General features: G+C 65.5%; 20 protein-coding genes and 1 pseudogene. 8 read left to right on the top strand and 13 right to left on the bottom strand.

From position 1 onward, the window contains the following. Positions 1 to 95 precede the first annotated feature (95 nt). From ureG to BMX67_RS02645, 10 genes are all read right to left on the bottom strand, one after another. Positions 96 to 734, bottom strand: a complete 639-nt coding sequence (gene ureG, locus BMX67_RS02685) for an urease accessory protein UreG (RefSeq protein WP_090732329.1) — start codon at positions 732 to 734, stop codon at positions 96 to 98. Continuing rightward, positions 731 to 1,378: an urease accessory UreF family protein gene (locus BMX67_RS02680; RefSeq protein WP_090732328.1), complete on the bottom strand. Its 648-nt coding sequence runs from the start codon at positions 1,376 to 1,378 to the stop codon at positions 731 to 733. Before BMX67_RS02680 ends, ureG begins: the two co-directional genes overlap by 4 nt. Further along, the gene (locus BMX67_RS02675) at positions 1,353 to 1,859 is read right to left on the bottom strand and encodes an urease accessory protein UreE (protein ID WP_090732326.1); all 507 of its coding nucleotides are present in this window, start codon (positions 1,857 to 1,859) and stop codon (positions 1,353 to 1,355) included. The genes BMX67_RS02680 and BMX67_RS02675 overlap by 26 nt, the downstream gene beginning before the upstream one ends. Before the next feature lie 8 nt (positions 1,860 to 1,867). After that, positions 1,868 to 3,556 (bottom strand): urease subunit alpha, encoded by a 1,689-nt coding sequence (gene ureC, locus BMX67_RS02670; protein ID WP_090732324.1) that lies wholly within the window; start codon positions 3,554 to 3,556, stop codon positions 1,868 to 1,870. A 2-nt stretch (positions 3,557 to 3,558) separates the two neighbouring features. Continuing rightward, positions 3,559 to 3,864, bottom strand: a complete 306-nt coding sequence (locus BMX67_RS02665) for an urease subunit beta (protein WP_090732323.1) — start codon at positions 3,862 to 3,864, stop codon at positions 3,559 to 3,561. Further along, positions 3,861 to 4,037 carry a hypothetical protein gene (locus BMX67_RS19500; RefSeq protein WP_175479791.1) on the bottom strand — a complete coding sequence of 59 codons (177 nt, stop codon included), beginning with the start codon at positions 4,035 to 4,037 and terminating at the stop codon, positions 3,861 to 3,863. The genes BMX67_RS02665 and BMX67_RS19500 overlap by 4 nt, the downstream gene beginning before the upstream one ends. Beyond that, complete coding sequence (locus tag BMX67_RS02660) at positions 4,038 to 4,349, bottom strand: urease subunit gamma (RefSeq protein WP_022707223.1); 312 nt, start codon at positions 4,347 to 4,349, stop codon at positions 4,038 to 4,040. A 1-nt stretch (position 4,350) separates the two neighbouring features. Beyond that, the gene (locus BMX67_RS02655) at positions 4,351 to 5,166 is read right to left on the bottom strand and encodes an urease accessory protein UreD (RefSeq protein ID WP_090732321.1); all 816 of its coding nucleotides are present in this window, start codon (positions 5,164 to 5,166) and stop codon (positions 4,351 to 4,353) included. 141 nt (positions 5,167 to 5,307) lie between these two features. Continuing rightward, positions 5,308 to 6,063: a GNAT family N-acetyltransferase gene (locus BMX67_RS02650; protein ID WP_090732320.1), complete on the bottom strand. Its 756-nt coding sequence runs from the start codon at positions 6,061 to 6,063 to the stop codon at positions 5,308 to 5,310. 62 nt (positions 6,064 to 6,125) lie between these two features. Beyond that, the gene (locus BMX67_RS02645; protein ID WP_175479790.1) at positions 6,126 to 7,193 is read right to left on the bottom strand and encodes an AI-2E family transporter; all 1,068 of its coding nucleotides are present in this window, start codon (positions 7,191 to 7,193) and stop codon (positions 6,126 to 6,128) included. A gap of 170 nt (positions 7,194 to 7,363) precedes the next feature. Here BMX67_RS02645 and ndk point away from each other — a divergent pair, with 170 nt between their 5' ends. The 5 genes from ndk to dps all read left to right on the top strand — a co-directional run bounded on the left by ndk (position 7,364) and on the right by dps (position 10,692). Continuing rightward, on the top strand, positions 7,364 to 7,786 hold the full coding sequence (ndk, locus tag BMX67_RS02640) for a nucleoside-diphosphate kinase (RefSeq protein ID WP_090732317.1): 423 nt from the start codon (positions 7,364 to 7,366) through the stop codon (positions 7,784 to 7,786). A gap of 170 nt (positions 7,787 to 7,956) precedes the next feature. Beyond that, the gene (gene fabD, locus BMX67_RS02635) at positions 7,957 to 8,883 is read left to right on the top strand and encodes an ACP S-malonyltransferase (RefSeq protein ID WP_090732315.1); all 927 of its coding nucleotides are present in this window, start codon (positions 7,957 to 7,959) and stop codon (positions 8,881 to 8,883) included. 54 nt (positions 8,884 to 8,937) lie between these two features. Then, positions 8,938 to 9,675, top strand: coding sequence for a 3-oxoacyl-ACP reductase FabG (gene fabG, locus BMX67_RS02630; RefSeq protein WP_090732312.1), 738 nt, complete (start codon positions 8,938 to 8,940; stop codon positions 9,673 to 9,675). A gap of 170 nt (positions 9,676 to 9,845) precedes the next feature. After that, positions 9,846 to 10,079 (top strand): acyl carrier protein, encoded by a 234-nt coding sequence (locus BMX67_RS02625; protein ID WP_022707216.1) that lies wholly within the window; start codon positions 9,846 to 9,848, stop codon positions 10,077 to 10,079. A gap of 139 nt (positions 10,080 to 10,218) precedes the next feature. Further along, entirely contained in the window at positions 10,219 to 10,692 is a 474-nt protein-coding gene (dps, locus tag BMX67_RS02620; protein ID WP_090732846.1) for a DNA starvation/stationary phase protection protein Dps, read from the top strand. Positions 10,693 to 10,753: 61 nt separating this feature from the next. On the opposite strand, the gene BMX67_RS02615 is transcribed toward dps, so the two are convergent. Next, a complete protein-coding gene (locus tag BMX67_RS02615) occupies positions 10,754 to 11,572 on the bottom strand; it encodes a sulfotransferase family protein (RefSeq protein ID WP_090732845.1) in 819 nt (272 codons plus the stop codon). A gap of 150 nt (positions 11,573 to 11,722) precedes the next feature. On the opposite strand from BMX67_RS02615, the gene BMX67_RS02610 reads away from it, so the two are divergent. Together BMX67_RS02610 and BMX67_RS02605 are read left to right on the top strand one after the other, a co-directional pair. Next, positions 11,723 to 13,300, top strand: coding sequence for a DUF5928 domain-containing protein (locus BMX67_RS02610; protein WP_090732311.1), 1,578 nt, complete (start codon positions 11,723 to 11,725; stop codon positions 13,298 to 13,300). Positions 13,301 to 13,317: 17 nt separating this feature from the next. Beyond that, on the top strand, positions 13,318 to 13,701 hold the full coding sequence (locus BMX67_RS02605) for an HIT domain-containing protein (protein ID WP_090732309.1): 384 nt from the start codon (positions 13,318 to 13,320) through the stop codon (positions 13,699 to 13,701). A gap of 18 nt (positions 13,702 to 13,719) precedes the next feature. Here the strand turns inward: BMX67_RS02605 and BMX67_RS02600 are convergent, their stop codons facing one another. Further along, positions 13,720 to 14,643 carry an ABC transporter ATP-binding protein gene (locus BMX67_RS02600; protein WP_090732308.1) on the bottom strand — a complete coding sequence of 308 codons (924 nt, stop codon included), beginning with the start codon at positions 14,641 to 14,643 and terminating at the stop codon, positions 13,720 to 13,722. Positions 14,644 to 14,790: 147 nt separating this feature from the next. On the opposite strand from BMX67_RS02600, the gene BMX67_RS02595 reads away from it, so the two are divergent. Continuing rightward, positions 14,791 to 14,979, top strand: a complete 189-nt coding sequence (locus BMX67_RS02595) for a zinc-finger domain-containing protein (protein WP_090732843.1) — start codon at positions 14,791 to 14,793, stop codon at positions 14,977 to 14,979. Positions 14,980 to 15,086: 107 nt separating this feature from the next. Here the strand turns inward: BMX67_RS02595 and BMX67_RS19755 are convergent. Further along, a pseudogene (locus tag BMX67_RS19755) lies at positions 15,087 to 15,215 on the bottom strand (DUF2256 domain-containing protein); the annotation flags it as partial. Between the last annotated feature and the right edge of the window lie 31 nt (positions 15,216 to 15,246).

Below are 15,246 nucleotides of genomic sequence, written 5' to 3'. Positions count from 1 at the left end.
GCTGAACAGGATTCGGGCAGGTTTCGCGCGGCGTCCTTTGGCAGTGGTGCGATGCTGGGCAGGTAGGGACGCCACTGCCTGCCGCGCGGGCAGTTTCAGGCCGCCTGCGGGGTCAGTCCGCCTTCGCGGATCAGGAAATCGACGATCTGATCGACGCCGGTGCCGTGGCGCAACGCGGCCATGATCACCGGACGCGCACCGCGCGAGGCGCGCGCATCTTTTTCCAGCAGCGCGGCATCCACGCCGACATGCGGGGCCAGGTCGGTCTTGTTCACCACCAGAAGGTCGGACCGCGCCAGCCCCGGTCCCCGCTTGCGCGGGATGTCCTGCCCGGCGGCCGTGTCGATGACATAGATCGTCAGATCGGCCAGTTCGGGACTGAAGGTCGCGGCCAGGTTGTCGCCGCCCGACTCGATCAGCACCAGTTCCAGGTCGGGAATAGCCGCGTTCAGATCGGCGATGGCGGCCAGGTTGATGCTGGCATCCTCGCGGATGGCGGTATGCGGGCAGCCGCCGGTTTCGACACCCCGGATGCGGTCTGCGGGCAGGACCTGCGCGCGCATCAGCGCCTCGGCATCCTCGCGGGTATAGATGTCGTTGGTCACGACCGCCATCGACAGGCGGGGCGCAAGGGCGCGGGCCAGCTGCTCGGTCAGGGTGGTCTTGCCCGCGCCGACGGGGCCGCCGATGCCGACGCGCAGGGGACCGTGGTTCGGGGGGGCGTTCGGGCTCATGATCGGAAGATCCTCGTGGTCATGGTTTCGTGGCGCATGGCGGCGATGTCGGCCCCCCATGCGGCGCTGTGCAGGTCGTCGCGCGTCGCGGTGGCGGCACGGGCGGCGCAGGCAAGGATCGCGGGTTGCAGGCCGATCAGCATCGCCTGCCCCTGCATGGGGCCAAGCGGCAGGAACCGCACGGCGGCGCTGATCAGCGCGGCGGCCTGCGCCTGCAGGAAGGCCGCGATGATCTCGGGCGCGGGCAGGGGCATGTCGGCGCAGGCGCGACCGAAGGCGACGGGCAGGGTGGCGGGGGCGGCGGCGTCCCCCGTCAGCGCGGCGATGTTGGCGGCAAAGGCCGTGCCCTGTTCCACCGTCTCGGCCAGCCGCTGCGAGGACGGGCAGGCCGCGCGGGCCAGGTCGTCCGGTTCGGGACCGGCATCGCGCAGGGCCAGCGCGACCATCACGGCATCGGTCCAGCCCGCGCCGTGATCCAGCCAGTCGGCCAGCCATGCGGGCAGGGTCGCGCGCGTCACGATGCCCTGATCCATCGCATATTCCAGGCCCTGCGACCAGGCGAAGCCACCCACCGGGAAGGCGGGCGACAGGTATTGCGCCAGCCGCAGGCGGGCGGCCTCAGGCGTGTTCGTGATGGTGGTCATGGCCGTGCGAATGCCCGTGGTCATGCGAATGGCCGTGATCGTGCCCGTGATCGTGCCCGAAGGTGCGACCGTGGCCATAGGCGCCGCCTTCCGGGCTGAAGGGCAGTTCGGCGCGTTCGACCGTCGCGCCCAGCTGGCGCAGCATCGCCTCCAGCACGTGGTCCTGACGGATGATCAGGCGGTCGGCCTCGATCCGGCAGGGGGTGTGGCGGTTGCCGACATGCCATGCCAGCCGCGCCAGATCGCCGGTCACGACCAGCACGGGTTCGGGGGCCGCGCGCATGACGACCAGCCGCCCGTCGGACAGGGCGAAGGCATCGCCATCCTCGACGCTGACGACCTCGGGCAGGTCCAGCATGAAATCGCCCGCCGCGCTGGTCAGCCGCTTGCGGCGCAGCAGGCGGGATTCGTAATCCAGCGCGATTTCCGCGGCGAAGGGGCCTTGGGCGTTGCGGATGATGCTGTGGCAGTGAAGGGTCATGGCGAACCTCAGAACAGGAAATAGCGCTGCGCCATCGGCAGCTCGGTCGCGGGTTCGCAGGTCAGAAGCTGACCGTCGGCGCGGACCTCGTAGGTTTCGGGATCGACCTCGATCTGCGGCATCCGGTCGTTCAGCGCCATGTCGGACTTGCCGATGCCGCGCGTGTTCTCGACCGCGATCAGCGATTTCGACAGGCCGTCGCCCGCGCCGGCCTCCAGCCCCGCCTGGCTGACGAAGATCGACGAGGCGCGGCCCGTATGCCCCCACATCGGGCGGCTGAAGACCGGCTGCACCGGGATCGAGCCGTTGGGATCGCCCATCTGCGCGACCGCGATCTGCCCGCCGACCAGGACCATCTCGGGCTTGACGCCGAAGAAGGCGGGGGACCACAGGACCAGATCGGCGCGCTTGCCGTCCTCGATGCTGCCGATATGGCGCGAGACGCCATGCGCGATGGCCGGGTTGATCGTGTATTTCGCGATATAGCGGCGGGCGCGCAAGTTGTCGTTCTGGCCCTGCTCTTCCTCCAGCCGTCCGCGCTGGCGGCGCATCTTGTCGGCGGTCTGCCAGGTGCGGATGATCACCTCGCCCACGCGGCCCATCGCCTGGCTGTCGGACGAGATGACGCTGAAGGCGCCCAGATCGTGCAGGATGTCCTCGGCGGCGATGGTCTCGCGGCGGATGCGGGATTCGGCGAAGGCGACATCCTCGGGAACGCGACGATCCAGATGGTGGCACACCATCAGCATGTCCAGATGTTCCTCGATCGTGTTGCCGGTGTAGGGCCGCGTCGGGTTGGTGGACGATGGCAGGACGTTCGACATGCCGACCATGCGGATGATGTCGGGGGCATGCCCGCCGCCCGCGCCCTCGGTGTGATAGGCGTGGATGGTGCGCCCGCCGATCGCGGCCATCGTATCCTCGACAAAGCCGGATTCGTTCAGCGTGTCGGTATGGATCATCACCTGCACGTCCATGCGGTCCGCGACGGTCAGGCAGTTGTCGATGGCGGCGGGGGTAGTGCCCCAATCCTCGTGCAGCTTCATCGCGCAGGCGCCCGCGCGGATCTGTTCCTCCAGCGGTGCGGGGACAGATGCGTTGCCCTTGCCCGCGATGCCGATGTTCACGGGCAGGTCTGCCACGGCTTCCATCATGCGGGCGATGTGCCACGGGCCGGGGGTGCAGGTCGTGGCCAGCGTGCCATGCGCGGGGCCGGTGCCGCCGCCCAGCATCGTGGTGACGCCGGAATGGATCGCGTGATCGACCTGCTGGGGACAGATGAAGTGGATATGGCAGTCGAAGCCGCCGGGCGTCAGGATGCGCCCTTCTCCCGCGATGATTTCCGTGCCGGGGCCGATGATCAGGGTCACGCCGGGCTGGGTGTCGGGGTTGCCCGCCTTGCCGATGCCCGCGATGCGCCCGTCCTTCAGGCCGACATCGGCCTTCACGATGCCCCGATGGTCGAAGACCACGACGCCGGTGATGACCGTGTCCATCGCGCCGCCCTCGCGGGTGACCTGCGACTGGCCCATGCCGTCGCGCACGACCTTGCCGCCGCCGAACTTGACCTCTTCGCCGGGGATGGTCAGGTCGCGTTCGACCTCGATCAGCAGTTCGGTATCGGCCAGCCGGATGCGGTCGCCCTTGGTCGGGCCGTAAAGCGCCGCGTAATCGGCACGGGACAAGGTCTGGGCCATGGTTACAGCGCCCCCATGATGTCTTGGCGGAAACCCTGCACGACGCGCGCGCCGGCAAGGGGGATCAGGCGGATTTCCCGCGATTGGCCGGGCTCGAACCGGACGGCGGTGCCCGCCGGGATCGACAGGCGCATGCCGCGCGCGGCATCGCGGTCGAAGCGCAGGCCGGGATTGGTCTCGGCAAAGTGGTAGTGGCTGCCGACCTGGATGGGACGGTCGCCGGTATTGGCGACCATCAGCGCGATCTCGTCCCGCCCCTCGTTGAGGGTGATCGTGCCCTCGGCGGGCAGGAGCTCGCCCGGGATCACGAGCGGCCCCGCAGCAGCACCCATGCGGCGACGCCCGCCGCCACGATCAGGGCCAGCGTGCCAAGGTGGTCGGGCTGGGTCAGCAGGTGGGTGGGGTCCGCGTCCTCGTGGTGGCCGGGATGGGCCAGTGCGGCGGTGGGCAGCAGGGTGGCGGCGGCGATCAGGGTTCTCATTCAGTCCTCCTCTCGAATGGGATGATGGACGGTAACCAGCTTGGTGCCGTCGGGAAAGGTTGCCTCGACCTGCACCGATTCGATCATGGCGGGCACGCCGGGCATGCACTGGCCCGCGGTGATCACATGGGCACCGGCCTGCATCAGGTCGGCCACGGTGCGGCCGTCGCGCGCGCCCTCGACCACGAAATCGGTGATGAGGGCGATGGCCTCGGGGTGGTTCAGCTTGACGCCGCGCGACAGGCGGTTGCGGGCGACCATCGCGGCGACCGAGACCAGCAGCTTTTCACGCTCGCGGGGGGAAAGGTTCATGTCAGACCTGCCAGATGCGGGGAAGGGGATCGGGGCGCAGCGCCCCCAGAAGGCGGTTCACCTGCCGCCGCAGGGGCCAGTCGCCCTGCGCCAGAAGGCGGATGACCAGGCGACCGGGCGGGGCGCTGGCCGCGCCCGTCACGCCGGGTTCGTTCAGTACGTCGCGCGCGCGAGTCAGAAGATCGGGCGCATGGGGCGCGATCACGGCTAGCGTCGCCAGCGCGCGGGCCGTGCCGGTCAGCGCGGGTCCGGCAAGGCGCGGCAGGGTCGCATCGTCCAGGGCCAGCGCGTCGTGATGCAGGATGCGACCGTCGCGATACACCTCTCGGCGGTCGCGCAGATGCAGGCGGGCGGGAACCTCGTCCATGGCGATGCGGCCAAGAACCACGGTTTCCAGCAGCATGCAGCCCGCATCGCCCGCAAGGTCGATCCGCGTGTGGCGGTCCAGCTTCGATCCGTGGAACAGGATGGTTTCCTGCGGCAGCCAGTCCAGCCAGCCACCCGCGCCCACGGTCAGGCTCACCTGCGCCTGCGCGGGGTCGTCCGTCGCGCGATAGGCGCGTTCGGCGGTCTGGGTCGTGGCCAGCGCACGCGTGCCGGGGCGCAGATCGACCGCGAAGGCCAGCCTGTCGCCCGATGCCAGCCCCCCCGAGGTGTTCAGGAACACGATCTCGGGCAGGCCCGCCGTCATGCGCGGCAGCATCGCCTTGGCCGAGCCGCGCTGCGACAGGTCGATCAGCCCGCGCGGCCCCATGACGACATGCGCGGCACCCTGGCTGCGCTGCATGGTCACGGAAGGGGCAGATGCGTCGAACATGAGGGCACAGGGCGCCGATGGCGCGGCAGGGTCAATGCACCGGCGTGGCGAAACTGCACGGAGAACGGGCATCTGCATGATGACTGCTCGATACTGGTGCAAGCTGCCCAAGCGGCGGGCAAAAGTGGAATTGGCGAGACCTCAGTTCGAGGCGGCCTGCAACAATCTGCGCCGCGCCGGGGGGATCGCGCGGATCTCGACCCCGGTAAAGACATGCATGGTTCGCAGCACCGGATCGACGACCGCGTGATCGCTGACCCAGCCGCCCATCGCCAGATAGCTGCGCAACAGTGGCGGCATCGCGGCCATGGCGCGTTTCGGATCGGGTTTGCGCAGACGCAGCGCACGGGCGAATCGGAACACCTTTGGGGCCTTGACCCGCGGCAACCAGCGGCGCGGGGCCAGATGGCGTTCCTTCAGCATGGCGAAGGCATCGGCATGGGCCTCGGGTTCGGTGCCGACAAAGCTGGAACAGCCGAACAGCATTTCGATCCCGGCCTCATCGACGAAACGGGTCATGGCGGCCCATGCGACACGCAGCACGGTCGGGTCGCGGGTTTCGGGATGGATGCAGAAGCGGCCCATCTCGACCATGGGGCCGTCAAAGGATTCAAGGGCCTTCAGGTTGTAGAACTGCGCGGAATAGCTACGCGCGATTTCGGACCCACAGGCCAGCGGCAGAAAGCGATAGGTGCACAGCAGCTGTCTGGTGGCCGCATCCTCGATCATCATGTGCAGGCAGTCGGCGTCCAGCGCGTCTGCATCCAGCCCGGTGCCGTCATCGACGACCCCGGTGCGTGCGACAAAGCACAGCCAGCGCAGGCGCTGCGCGGCTTGCAGATCGTCGGCCGTTTCGGCCAGCCTCGCCGAAAGGCGACCTTTGCGGAATGGCTGCATGGCGTCACCCTGATATCTGCGACCATCCTAGCGCAAAGATATGTCGGAATCACGAAACCCGTTCAGCCGCGTTCCCTGTCGCGGTCGCCCAGGATATCCTCGACATAGATCCGCTGGACCAGGATGATCGCGACCAGCAACAGCGGCGTCGCCAGAATGATGCCGGACAGGCCGAAAATGCTGCCAAAGGCGACAATGGCGATGACCGTCAGGACGGGCGGCAGATGGGCCGCGTATTTCTGGATCATGGGCATCAGGATATTGCCCTCGATCTGCTGGATCACGACGAACAGGATGGTGACATAGATCGCCTTGTCGACACCCTGCGTCATCGCGAAAAGGACCGCAGGCACGCCGGACATGAAGGGGCCGATGACGGGAATCACGTTGGTGATCCCCGCGATCACCCCCAGAACCAGCGCCAGCGGTACGCCCAGCAGCCAAAGCCCCGCCCCGGTCAGCAGTGCCACGATCAGCATGTCCAGCGCCTGTCCGCCCATCCAGCGGGCCAGCGCGGTGCCGGTTTCGTCCATGATATCGCGGGCGCGGTCGCGATAGCCAATCGGAACCAGCCGCAGGAACCCGTCGCGATAGGTGCCCGCATCCAGCGCCAGAAAGATCGCCATGGTGATCAGCAGCACGATGTTGGCGGCGGTGCCGAACATGGTGGTGATGGTGCCGCGCAGATACTGGAAGGCCGATGACAGGCTGCCGCCCGCGGCCTGACCCTGATCGCCGCCCTCGCCCCCCAGCTGCTGTTCCACAAAGCTGCCGATGCTGCTGTTATCCATCCAGTCGCTGACCTGTTTCCAGGCGTCGGGCAGGCTGTCGAGAAGCTGGTTGAACTGTTTCGAGATGGCCGGCCCGGTATAGACGAACAGCAGCGCCACAAGACCCGCGCTGCCCGCGGCGGTGATCAGCACGCCGGGCCGAAAGGGCAGGCCCAGCCGGTTGTGCATCACCCGCGCCCCGCCCCGCAGCGCGATCGCCAGCAGAATCGCCGCGAAGGCCAGCAACAGCACCCGCGACCACGCCCAGATCGCGGCCAGAACAAGGGCGATGGCAAAGATCGTCAGGATGGTCGCCAGCGGAACGGGGCGGCGGTCGGGATGGGGCCGGGGCGTGGGCATGGAGGCTCCTGTCTGCAAGCGGTGGGTCGCGGGCGTCGTCATGGTCAAACTGCGGCAAATCCCGCCGGTTCCACCACGCCAATCTTGCCCGCCCGCGGCAAGCCTGTTAACGGGGCGCGGATTTCATCGCGGGGCCGCTGCCCTGCACGTCAAACAGACAAGGTAGACCCATGGCGACCGAACGCACCCTTTCGATCATCAAGCCCGATGCCACCAAGCGCAACCTGACCGGCAAGATCAACGCCAAGTTCGAGGATGCCGGCCTGCGCATCGTCGCGCAAAAGCGCATCAAGCTGTCGGCCGAGCAGGCTGGCAAATTCTACGAAGTCCACAAGGAACGCCCCTTCTATGGCGAACTGGTGGAATTCATGGCCTCCGAGCCGGTCGTCGTTCAGGTTCTGGAAGGTGACAACGCCATCGCCAAGAACCGCGAAGTGATGGGCGCCACCAACCCGGCGGACGCAGCCGAAGGCACCATCCGCAAGGAATTCGCCCTGTCGGTCGGCGAAAACTCGGTTCACGGTTCGGATGCGCCGGAAACGGCTGCGCAGGAAATCGCGTTCTTCTTCTCGGGTCTGGAACTGGTCGGCTAAGCCAACCGGGTCTTCGGATCTTCGGAAAAGGCGTCCTTCGGGGCGCCTTTTTTCGTCATGGCGCGCGGCTGCGACGGACTGCGCCCATTCGGCGCCCGGGTGCTGTCAGTTGCGGCAAAGCCCCGCGCAAGGTATGCGGTTTCCCAGGAACAACATTTCAGGGGGCCGCAATGCGGGCATTCGTCTTTCCGGGGCAGGGGGCACAGACCATCGGCATGGGCCGCGAACTGGCCGAGGCCTATCCGGCCGCGCGCGACGTGTTTGAGCAGGTCGACGAGGCTTTGGGCGAAAAGCTGTCCGACCTGATCTGGGATGGCGATATCGAGACCCTGACGCTGACCCAGAATGCGCAGCCCGCGCTGATGGCCGCCTCCATGGCCGCGTTTCGTGCATTGGAGGCCGAAGGATTCGGCATTCAAGAGGCCAATTACGTCGCCGGTCATTCGCTGGGGGAATACTCGGCGCTGTGTGCCGCAGGGGCGCTGACGCTGGAAGACACGGCGCGGCTGTTGCGCCTGCGTGGTCAGGCCATGCAAGAGGCGGTGCCGGTCGGGCAGGGCGCGATGGCCGCGATCCTGGGTCTGGATTTCGACACCGTCGATCGCATCGCGCGCGATGCCGCGGGCGACGATGTGGTGCAGGCGGCCAATGACAACGATCCCGCGCAGGTCGTGATCTCGGGTCACAAGGAGGCGGTCGAGCGGGCCGCCGCGGCCGCAAAAGAGGCCGGGGCCAAGCGTGCGCTGATGCTGCCGGTGTCGGCGCCGTTCCATTCGGTGCTGATGCAGCCCGCCGCCGCCGTCATGGCCGATGCGCTGGCCGGGGTCGAGATTCAGCCGCCCGCAGTGCCGCTGATCGCCAATGTCCGCGCCGAGGCGGTGATCGAGCCCGGCGCGATTCGGCGCCTGCTGGTGGAACAGGTCACCGGGACCGTGCGCTGGCGCGAATCGATTGCCAATCTGGCCGAGGCGGGTGTGACCGAGTTCTGGGAAATCGGGGCCGGCAAGGCGCTGTCGGGCATGATCAAGCGGATCACCAAGGATGCGGCCGTCAGGAATATCGGCGTGCCGGGCGATATCGCGGCATTGAAGGGCTGACGGCGCGGCTGATCCTGCGCCATGGGTATTTGGACAAAGAAGAAGGAGACAGGCATGTTCGATCTGTCGGGAAAGAATGCGCTGGTCACCGGCGCTTCGGGGGGCATCGGCGGCGCGATCGCCGAGGCGCTGCATCAGGCGGGGGCCACCGTCGCGCTGTCGGGCACGCGTGAAGCGCCGCTGCGGGAGCTGGCCGACAAGCTGGGTGAGCGCGCCCATGTCGTGCCGGCGAATCTGTCTGACGCCGAGGCCGTGACCGGGCTGCCCAAAACGGCCGCCGAGGCGATGGGATCGGTCGATATTCTGGTCAACAATGCCGGTATCACCCGTGACAACCTGTTCATGCGCATGTCGGATGAGGAATGGGCGCAGGTTCTGGAGGTCAATCTGACCAGTGTTTTCCGCCTGTCGCGGGCCGTGCTGCGCGGGATGATGAAGGCGCGTTGGGGCCGGATCGTGAACATTACCTCGGTCGTGGGGACCACCGGCAATCCGGGGCAGGGCAATTATGCCGCGGCCAAGGCCGGGTTGGTCGGCATGTCGAAATCGCTAGCATATGAGGTCGCAAGCCGTGGAATCACGGTCAACTGTGTCGCGCCGGGTTTCATCGAGACCGCGATGACCGACAAGCTGAACGATGAGCAGAAGGGCAAGATCCTGACGCAGATTCCGGCAGGCGCCATGGGCACCCCGAATGACATCGCCGCAGCCGTCGCCTATCTGTCCAGCCGCGAGGCCGGATACGTCACCGGGGCGACCCTGCATGTCAATGGCGGCATGGCGATGGTCTGAGTTGATCGGCGGCGCTGCAACGCCGTTCCAAAATCAACTTAAAACTGGTTGCATGACCAATCATCGGTGCTATATCCCCGCCTTTAGCTGCAGGGGAACCGCCCTGTGCTGAACCGGGCATATAGTCCGTGTAATTTTTGGGCGGATGCCCGCGAGAATGAGGATATGACATGAGCGATATCGCTGATCGCGTGAAGAAGATCGTTGTCGAGCATCTGGGCGTCGACGAGGACAAAGTGGTCGAAGCCGCTTCGTTCATCGACGATCTGGGCGCAGACAGCCTCGACACCGTCGAGCTGGTCATGGCGTTCGAAGAAGAGTTCGGCATTGAAATTCCGGACGACGCTGCCGAAACCATCCAGACCGTTGGCGACGCAGTGAACTTCATCAAGGGCGCTGTCTAAGCCCCTGACGCCGATCATTTGATCTCGATAAACGGCGCCCTTCCTGTCGGAGGGGCGCCGTTTTCATATCGGCCATGCAGGAACCCGCAGGCGGGGCGCGGTGTTGTCACGCCGAATTCCGCAATGCAGGAGCGATATGATGGCTGTGAAGATCGAAGGTTTGACCGACAATGCCCGCAAGACTGCGATCAATGAACTGAACGCGCGGCTGGCGGATGCGCTGGCGCTTGGGATGGCGATCAAGCAGGCGCATTGGAACGTGAAGGGCATCAATTTCATCGCCGTTCACGAGTTGCTGGACACGGTCTATGCCAACAACCAGGAGCATGTGGATATCATGGCCGAGCGGGTGCAGATCCTTGACGGGACCGCCGTGGGCACCGCCGAAGAGGTCGCCAAGGCCAGCACGCTGGCGCCCTATCCGACCGATCTTGTGAAATCCGCCGATCACATCAAGGCGATCTGCGAACGGATGCGCGATCATGGCGCCAAGCTGCGTGCCGCAATCGACAGCACCGATGAGGCGGGCGACGCGAACACCGCCGACCTGTTCACGGCGGCCTCGCGCACGGCGGACAAGGATCTGTGGTTCCTGGAAAGCCATCTGGAGTGATCTGAAAGATCATGCCGTGCAGGACAGGGGCCGCATCTGCGGCCCTTTCGTCGTCAGGGGGCTATCGGCCCAGTTTGGCGTGAACCTCGTCCAGGTCGATGTCGCCCACGGGCATCTTGTTGTCAGGATCGTCGAAATCATAGCGGAACAGCTGGAAATCATCCTTGTAGATTTCCCAGATCAGGTGGCGCGACAGATCGTCGAAATATTCGCTGACCTTGAAGGCGCGTTTCGGGCCATGCCCTTCGCTTTCGTTGAACCGCGGCACATTGGCCAGATCGACCTGATGCGGCGTGCGCGCATCTGCAAGAACCTGCGCCATGCCGTCGTTCAGGGCCTCGGTAAAGAAGATCCGGTCATAACGGCCACCATTGACGATGAAGGTCGAGATATGGCCGGACATGGCTGACCAGTGGATGTCGGGCTCCATCGGGCGGCGCCAGCGGATGGTGTCTCGGGCAAACAGCAGAAAGCGGCGAAAGCTGGCGATCTGGTCGAAATCGAAATCGTTTTCAGGGCTGCCGACATCGATGCCATAACGCTGCGCCAGTTGCGGTACCAGATTGCCGCGATAGCGCCTGCCGTTGCGTTGAATCCCCGCGATCTTGTCGAAGAAGGACGACAGGATCCGCGCATAGGGGTTGCGCACACAGGTAAAGGCCGGCGCGGTGCGATCATGGACGGCCCGTTCGATCGGGGCGTGGCTGTCGTCGCGGGACCATTTGTGCAGCCCGGTCTTTGCATCATGGATGTCGCCGTCGAAAAATTCACCGTGATCTGAAAAATACATGATCTGCCCGATGGTCGAGCAGGCGCATTTCGGCACCACCCGATAGATCATGCTTTCGCTTTCGGTCATCCAGACGCCGGGGAAACCCATGTTCCTGTTTACCTTCTTCAATTCGGTCCGATTGCGGAAACTGCGGTGACCGGGACTTGCCCGCATGGGGCCTTTCATGGAAGACAAAGCAAAACGCGGCTGATTATTCAATCTTTTCGCGCAACTTGTCTGGATTGAAACCGGGACCCGATGGCTCGTATCTGCTTCATCCTGCTGTGCCACAAGGACCCGGACGGGGTCATTGCGCAGGCGCGGCGGCTGACGGCGACGGGCGATTTCGTCGCGATCCATTACGATGGCAGCTCGCCCGCGGCGGATCACGCGCGGCTGCACGCCGCTGCGGCGGCCGAGGATCGGATCTTGCTGGTCGCACGGCGGTACAAATGCGGCTGGGGCGAATGGTCATTGGTCGCGGCCACGCTGGACAGCGTGCGCGCGGCGGCGGCGCGATTTGCACAGGCGACGCATTTCTACATGCTGTCGGGGGACTGCATGCCGATCAAATCGGCGGAATATGTCCGGGCCTATCTGGATCGCGAGGATGCCGATTTCATCGAGGCCTATGATTTCCACCACGGCAACTGGATCAAGACCGGTCTCAAGGAAGAACGGCTGATCTATCGCCACTGGTTCAACGAACGCACCCACAAGACGCTGTTCTATCGCAGCCTTGCGTTGCAGCAGAAGCTGGGTCTGCGCCGTCAGCCGCCCGCCGATCTACAGGTCATGATCGGATCGCAATGGTGGTGTCTGCGCCGTCCCACGGTCGAGCGTGTGCTGCAATTCTGCGATGAGCGGCGCGACGTGCTGCGGTTCTTCCGCACGACCTGGATTCCCGACGAGACCTTTTTCCAGACCATCGTGGCCCATCTGGTGCCGCGCGCCGAACTGCGCAATCGCACGCTGACATTTCTGATCTTTTCCGATTACGGGATGCCCGCGACCTTCTACAACGACCATTACGATTTCCTGCTGCGTCAGGATTACCTGTTTGCCCGCAAGATCAGCGCCGAGGCGCTGGACCTGCGCCGGCGTCTGGGTCAGTTGTGGCAGGAAGACGGCGCCCAGTTCGCGATCTCGAACGAGGGGCCGCGGCTGTTTCGCTATCTGACCGGGCAGGGGCGGGTCGGGCGACGCTTTGCGCCCCGGTTCTGGGAAACCGAAGGGTCGCTGGGGCGGGATCGTGTCGTGCATCTGATCGTGGCCAAGAAATGGCATGTCGCCAAACGGCTGGCGGCGCGGATCAACGCCCATAGCGACATTCCGGCCTATGGTTATGTGTTCAACGAATTGCAGGCGGGGCTGCCCGATCTGGGGGGGATGGCCTCGACCCTGCCCAAGCGCGAACGACATCGCCGGGCATTGCTGCGGCTGCTGTTCGACGACACGCAATCGCATCGCATCGCGCTGTGTATCGACCCCTCGGCCTTGTCGCTGGCCACGGATTTCGCCGAGGATCGGGCCGAGACGCGGATCCTGTTCATCGATTCCGATCTGGATGACGATTATATCCGCGGCCACATGCAGCGTATCGGCCTGACCAATTCCGCATCGCCCGACGAGGTGGTGCAGCGGCTGATCCCGGTGGTGCGCGGCGATCTGCGCCACGAGGTCGAGCGGCTGCGCGACATGGGATTTGGCCATTTCAACAGCATCGCCGAAGGGCGCCCCGTGGCAGAGAATGCCGCCGCCCTTGCGCGCTTTCTGGATGTTCCCGCGCCGATCGCAGAAGATCTGGCGCTGACCCCCGATTTGTTCACGGACTGACAATGCAGGAGAGGCGCATGGCCTTCGAATATGACGACAGCAACATCTTTGCCAGGATTCTGCGCGGCGAGATCCCCAATGACACGGTCGCCGAGAACGATCACGCGCTGGCCTTCCGCGACATCGCGCCGAAATCGCCAACCCATGTTCTGGTGATTCCGAAGGGCAAATATGTCAGTTTCGACGATTTCGCGGCCAATGCCTCGGCCGATGAGATCACCGGCTTCATGCGGCTATGCGCGGAGGTCTGCGCCAAGGAAGGCGTCGGGCTGGACCAGGGCAATCAGGGCTTCCGGGCGATCACCAATGCGGGGTCGCATGGCGTGCAGGAGGTGCCGCATTTCCACCTGCACATCATGGGCGGTCGGATGATGGGGCCGATGGTGATCCTGCGCGACTAGGGCGCCGGAAACAGGCGATCAGGCGCGGGTCATCTCGACGAAGACATCTTCCAGGTCGGGCTGTTCGCTGGCGACGTCGATGATCGGCACGCCGGCCCCGCGCAGCGCGTCCAGCAGCTGATCGGCCCGCACGCGCGACGGCGGATAGCTGATCGCCAGCCGCCCGTCGCTGCGCCATTCGGGGCGCGCACCCTGGGGCAGGGCGGGCAGGTCGACGCGGCCCCCCGCATCAATGACCAATGTCTTGCCATCGGCACGCGCCAGCAGGTCGCGGGTTCCCTGACGGATGACCAGTTCGCCGTGGTTGATGATGGCGATTTCGTCACACATCTCTTCGGCTTCTTCCAGGTAATGTGTGGTCAGGATGATGGTCATGCCGGCCTGGTTCAGCTTGCGGACATTGTTCCACAGCATTTCGCGCAGGGTGATGTCCACGCCCGCGGTCGGTTCGTCCAGCACCAGGATCTGCGGCCGATGGACCAGCGCCTTGGCCAGCAGCAGGCGACGGCGCATGCCGCCCGACAGCGTGCGCGCATAGGCATTGGCCTGATCGGTCAGGCCGACCATGTCCAGCAGCTCGTCGGTCCAGCGTTCGGATTTCGGCACGCCATAAAGGCCCGCCTGCACCTCGAGGCTGGCGCGGGGGGTGAAGAAGGGATCGACATTCAGTTCCTGCGGCATGACGCCGATGGCCGCGCGGGACTGGCGCGGGTTCACGTCCTGATCGAACCCCCAGATCGTCACCTTGCCCGCGGTCTTGTTCACCAGCCCCGCCAGAATGTTGATCATCGTGGACTTTCCGGCGCCGTTCGGTCCCAGAAGGCCGAAGATGCTGCCCGAGGGGATGGTCAGGTCCACACCTTTCAGCGCATCCTTCGCGGGGGCGTTTCCCTGGGCGGCATAGGTCTTGCGCAGACCGGTGATTTCGATGGCATTGGTCATGTCGGCATCCTGGCAGAGCTTGCGAAGGCAGGCGGCGCTGCGTTAATGGGGTTAGACCAGATGATGCAAGCCGCCACAAGAAGGCCAGCCATGACCGAGCGTGTGACACCCGAAAATCCGCTTTCGACCGAGCAGGGCCCCGAGGCGCTGCGCATGCCCGCGCCCGAAGAGGTGAAGGTGACGACCTGGCGCGTGGCCTGCGACGGCGACGATGCCGCCGGGCTGGGCCATCCGCGGGTGTGGCTGAAGATCTCGCCCGATACGGGGTTCGTAGATTGCGGCTATTGCGACAAGCGCTTTGTGATCGACCGCGACAATCTGCACGACGATCACTGAGACCTTCCGTCGCGCCGGGTTCCGTCCCGGGGCGGCGAAGCCTCAACGCCCCCATCGAGGGGGCCTTGAGGCTGGGCGGCGCTGCCGCCCCGCGCGGTTGCCCCGTTGCGCCGGGATCGGCACCTGTCCGAACAGTAGCGCACCTCATCCCAGACCCTTGCCCATTTGCGCCGCCAAGTGAACGGACGTCCGCAGGTTGCGCAAATCTTGCTGGGCAGGTCCGATTTTCGCCGCATTGCCATTTGCCCTTCCTGTCGCATTCCCGGT

It is taken from the genome of Paracoccus homiensis, from assembly GCF_900111675.1.
Taxonomy (GTDB): domain Bacteria; phylum Pseudomonadota; class Alphaproteobacteria; order Rhodobacterales; family Rhodobacteraceae; genus Paracoccus; species Paracoccus homiensis.
This window is presented reverse-complemented; position numbering and strand designations above follow the sequence as displayed.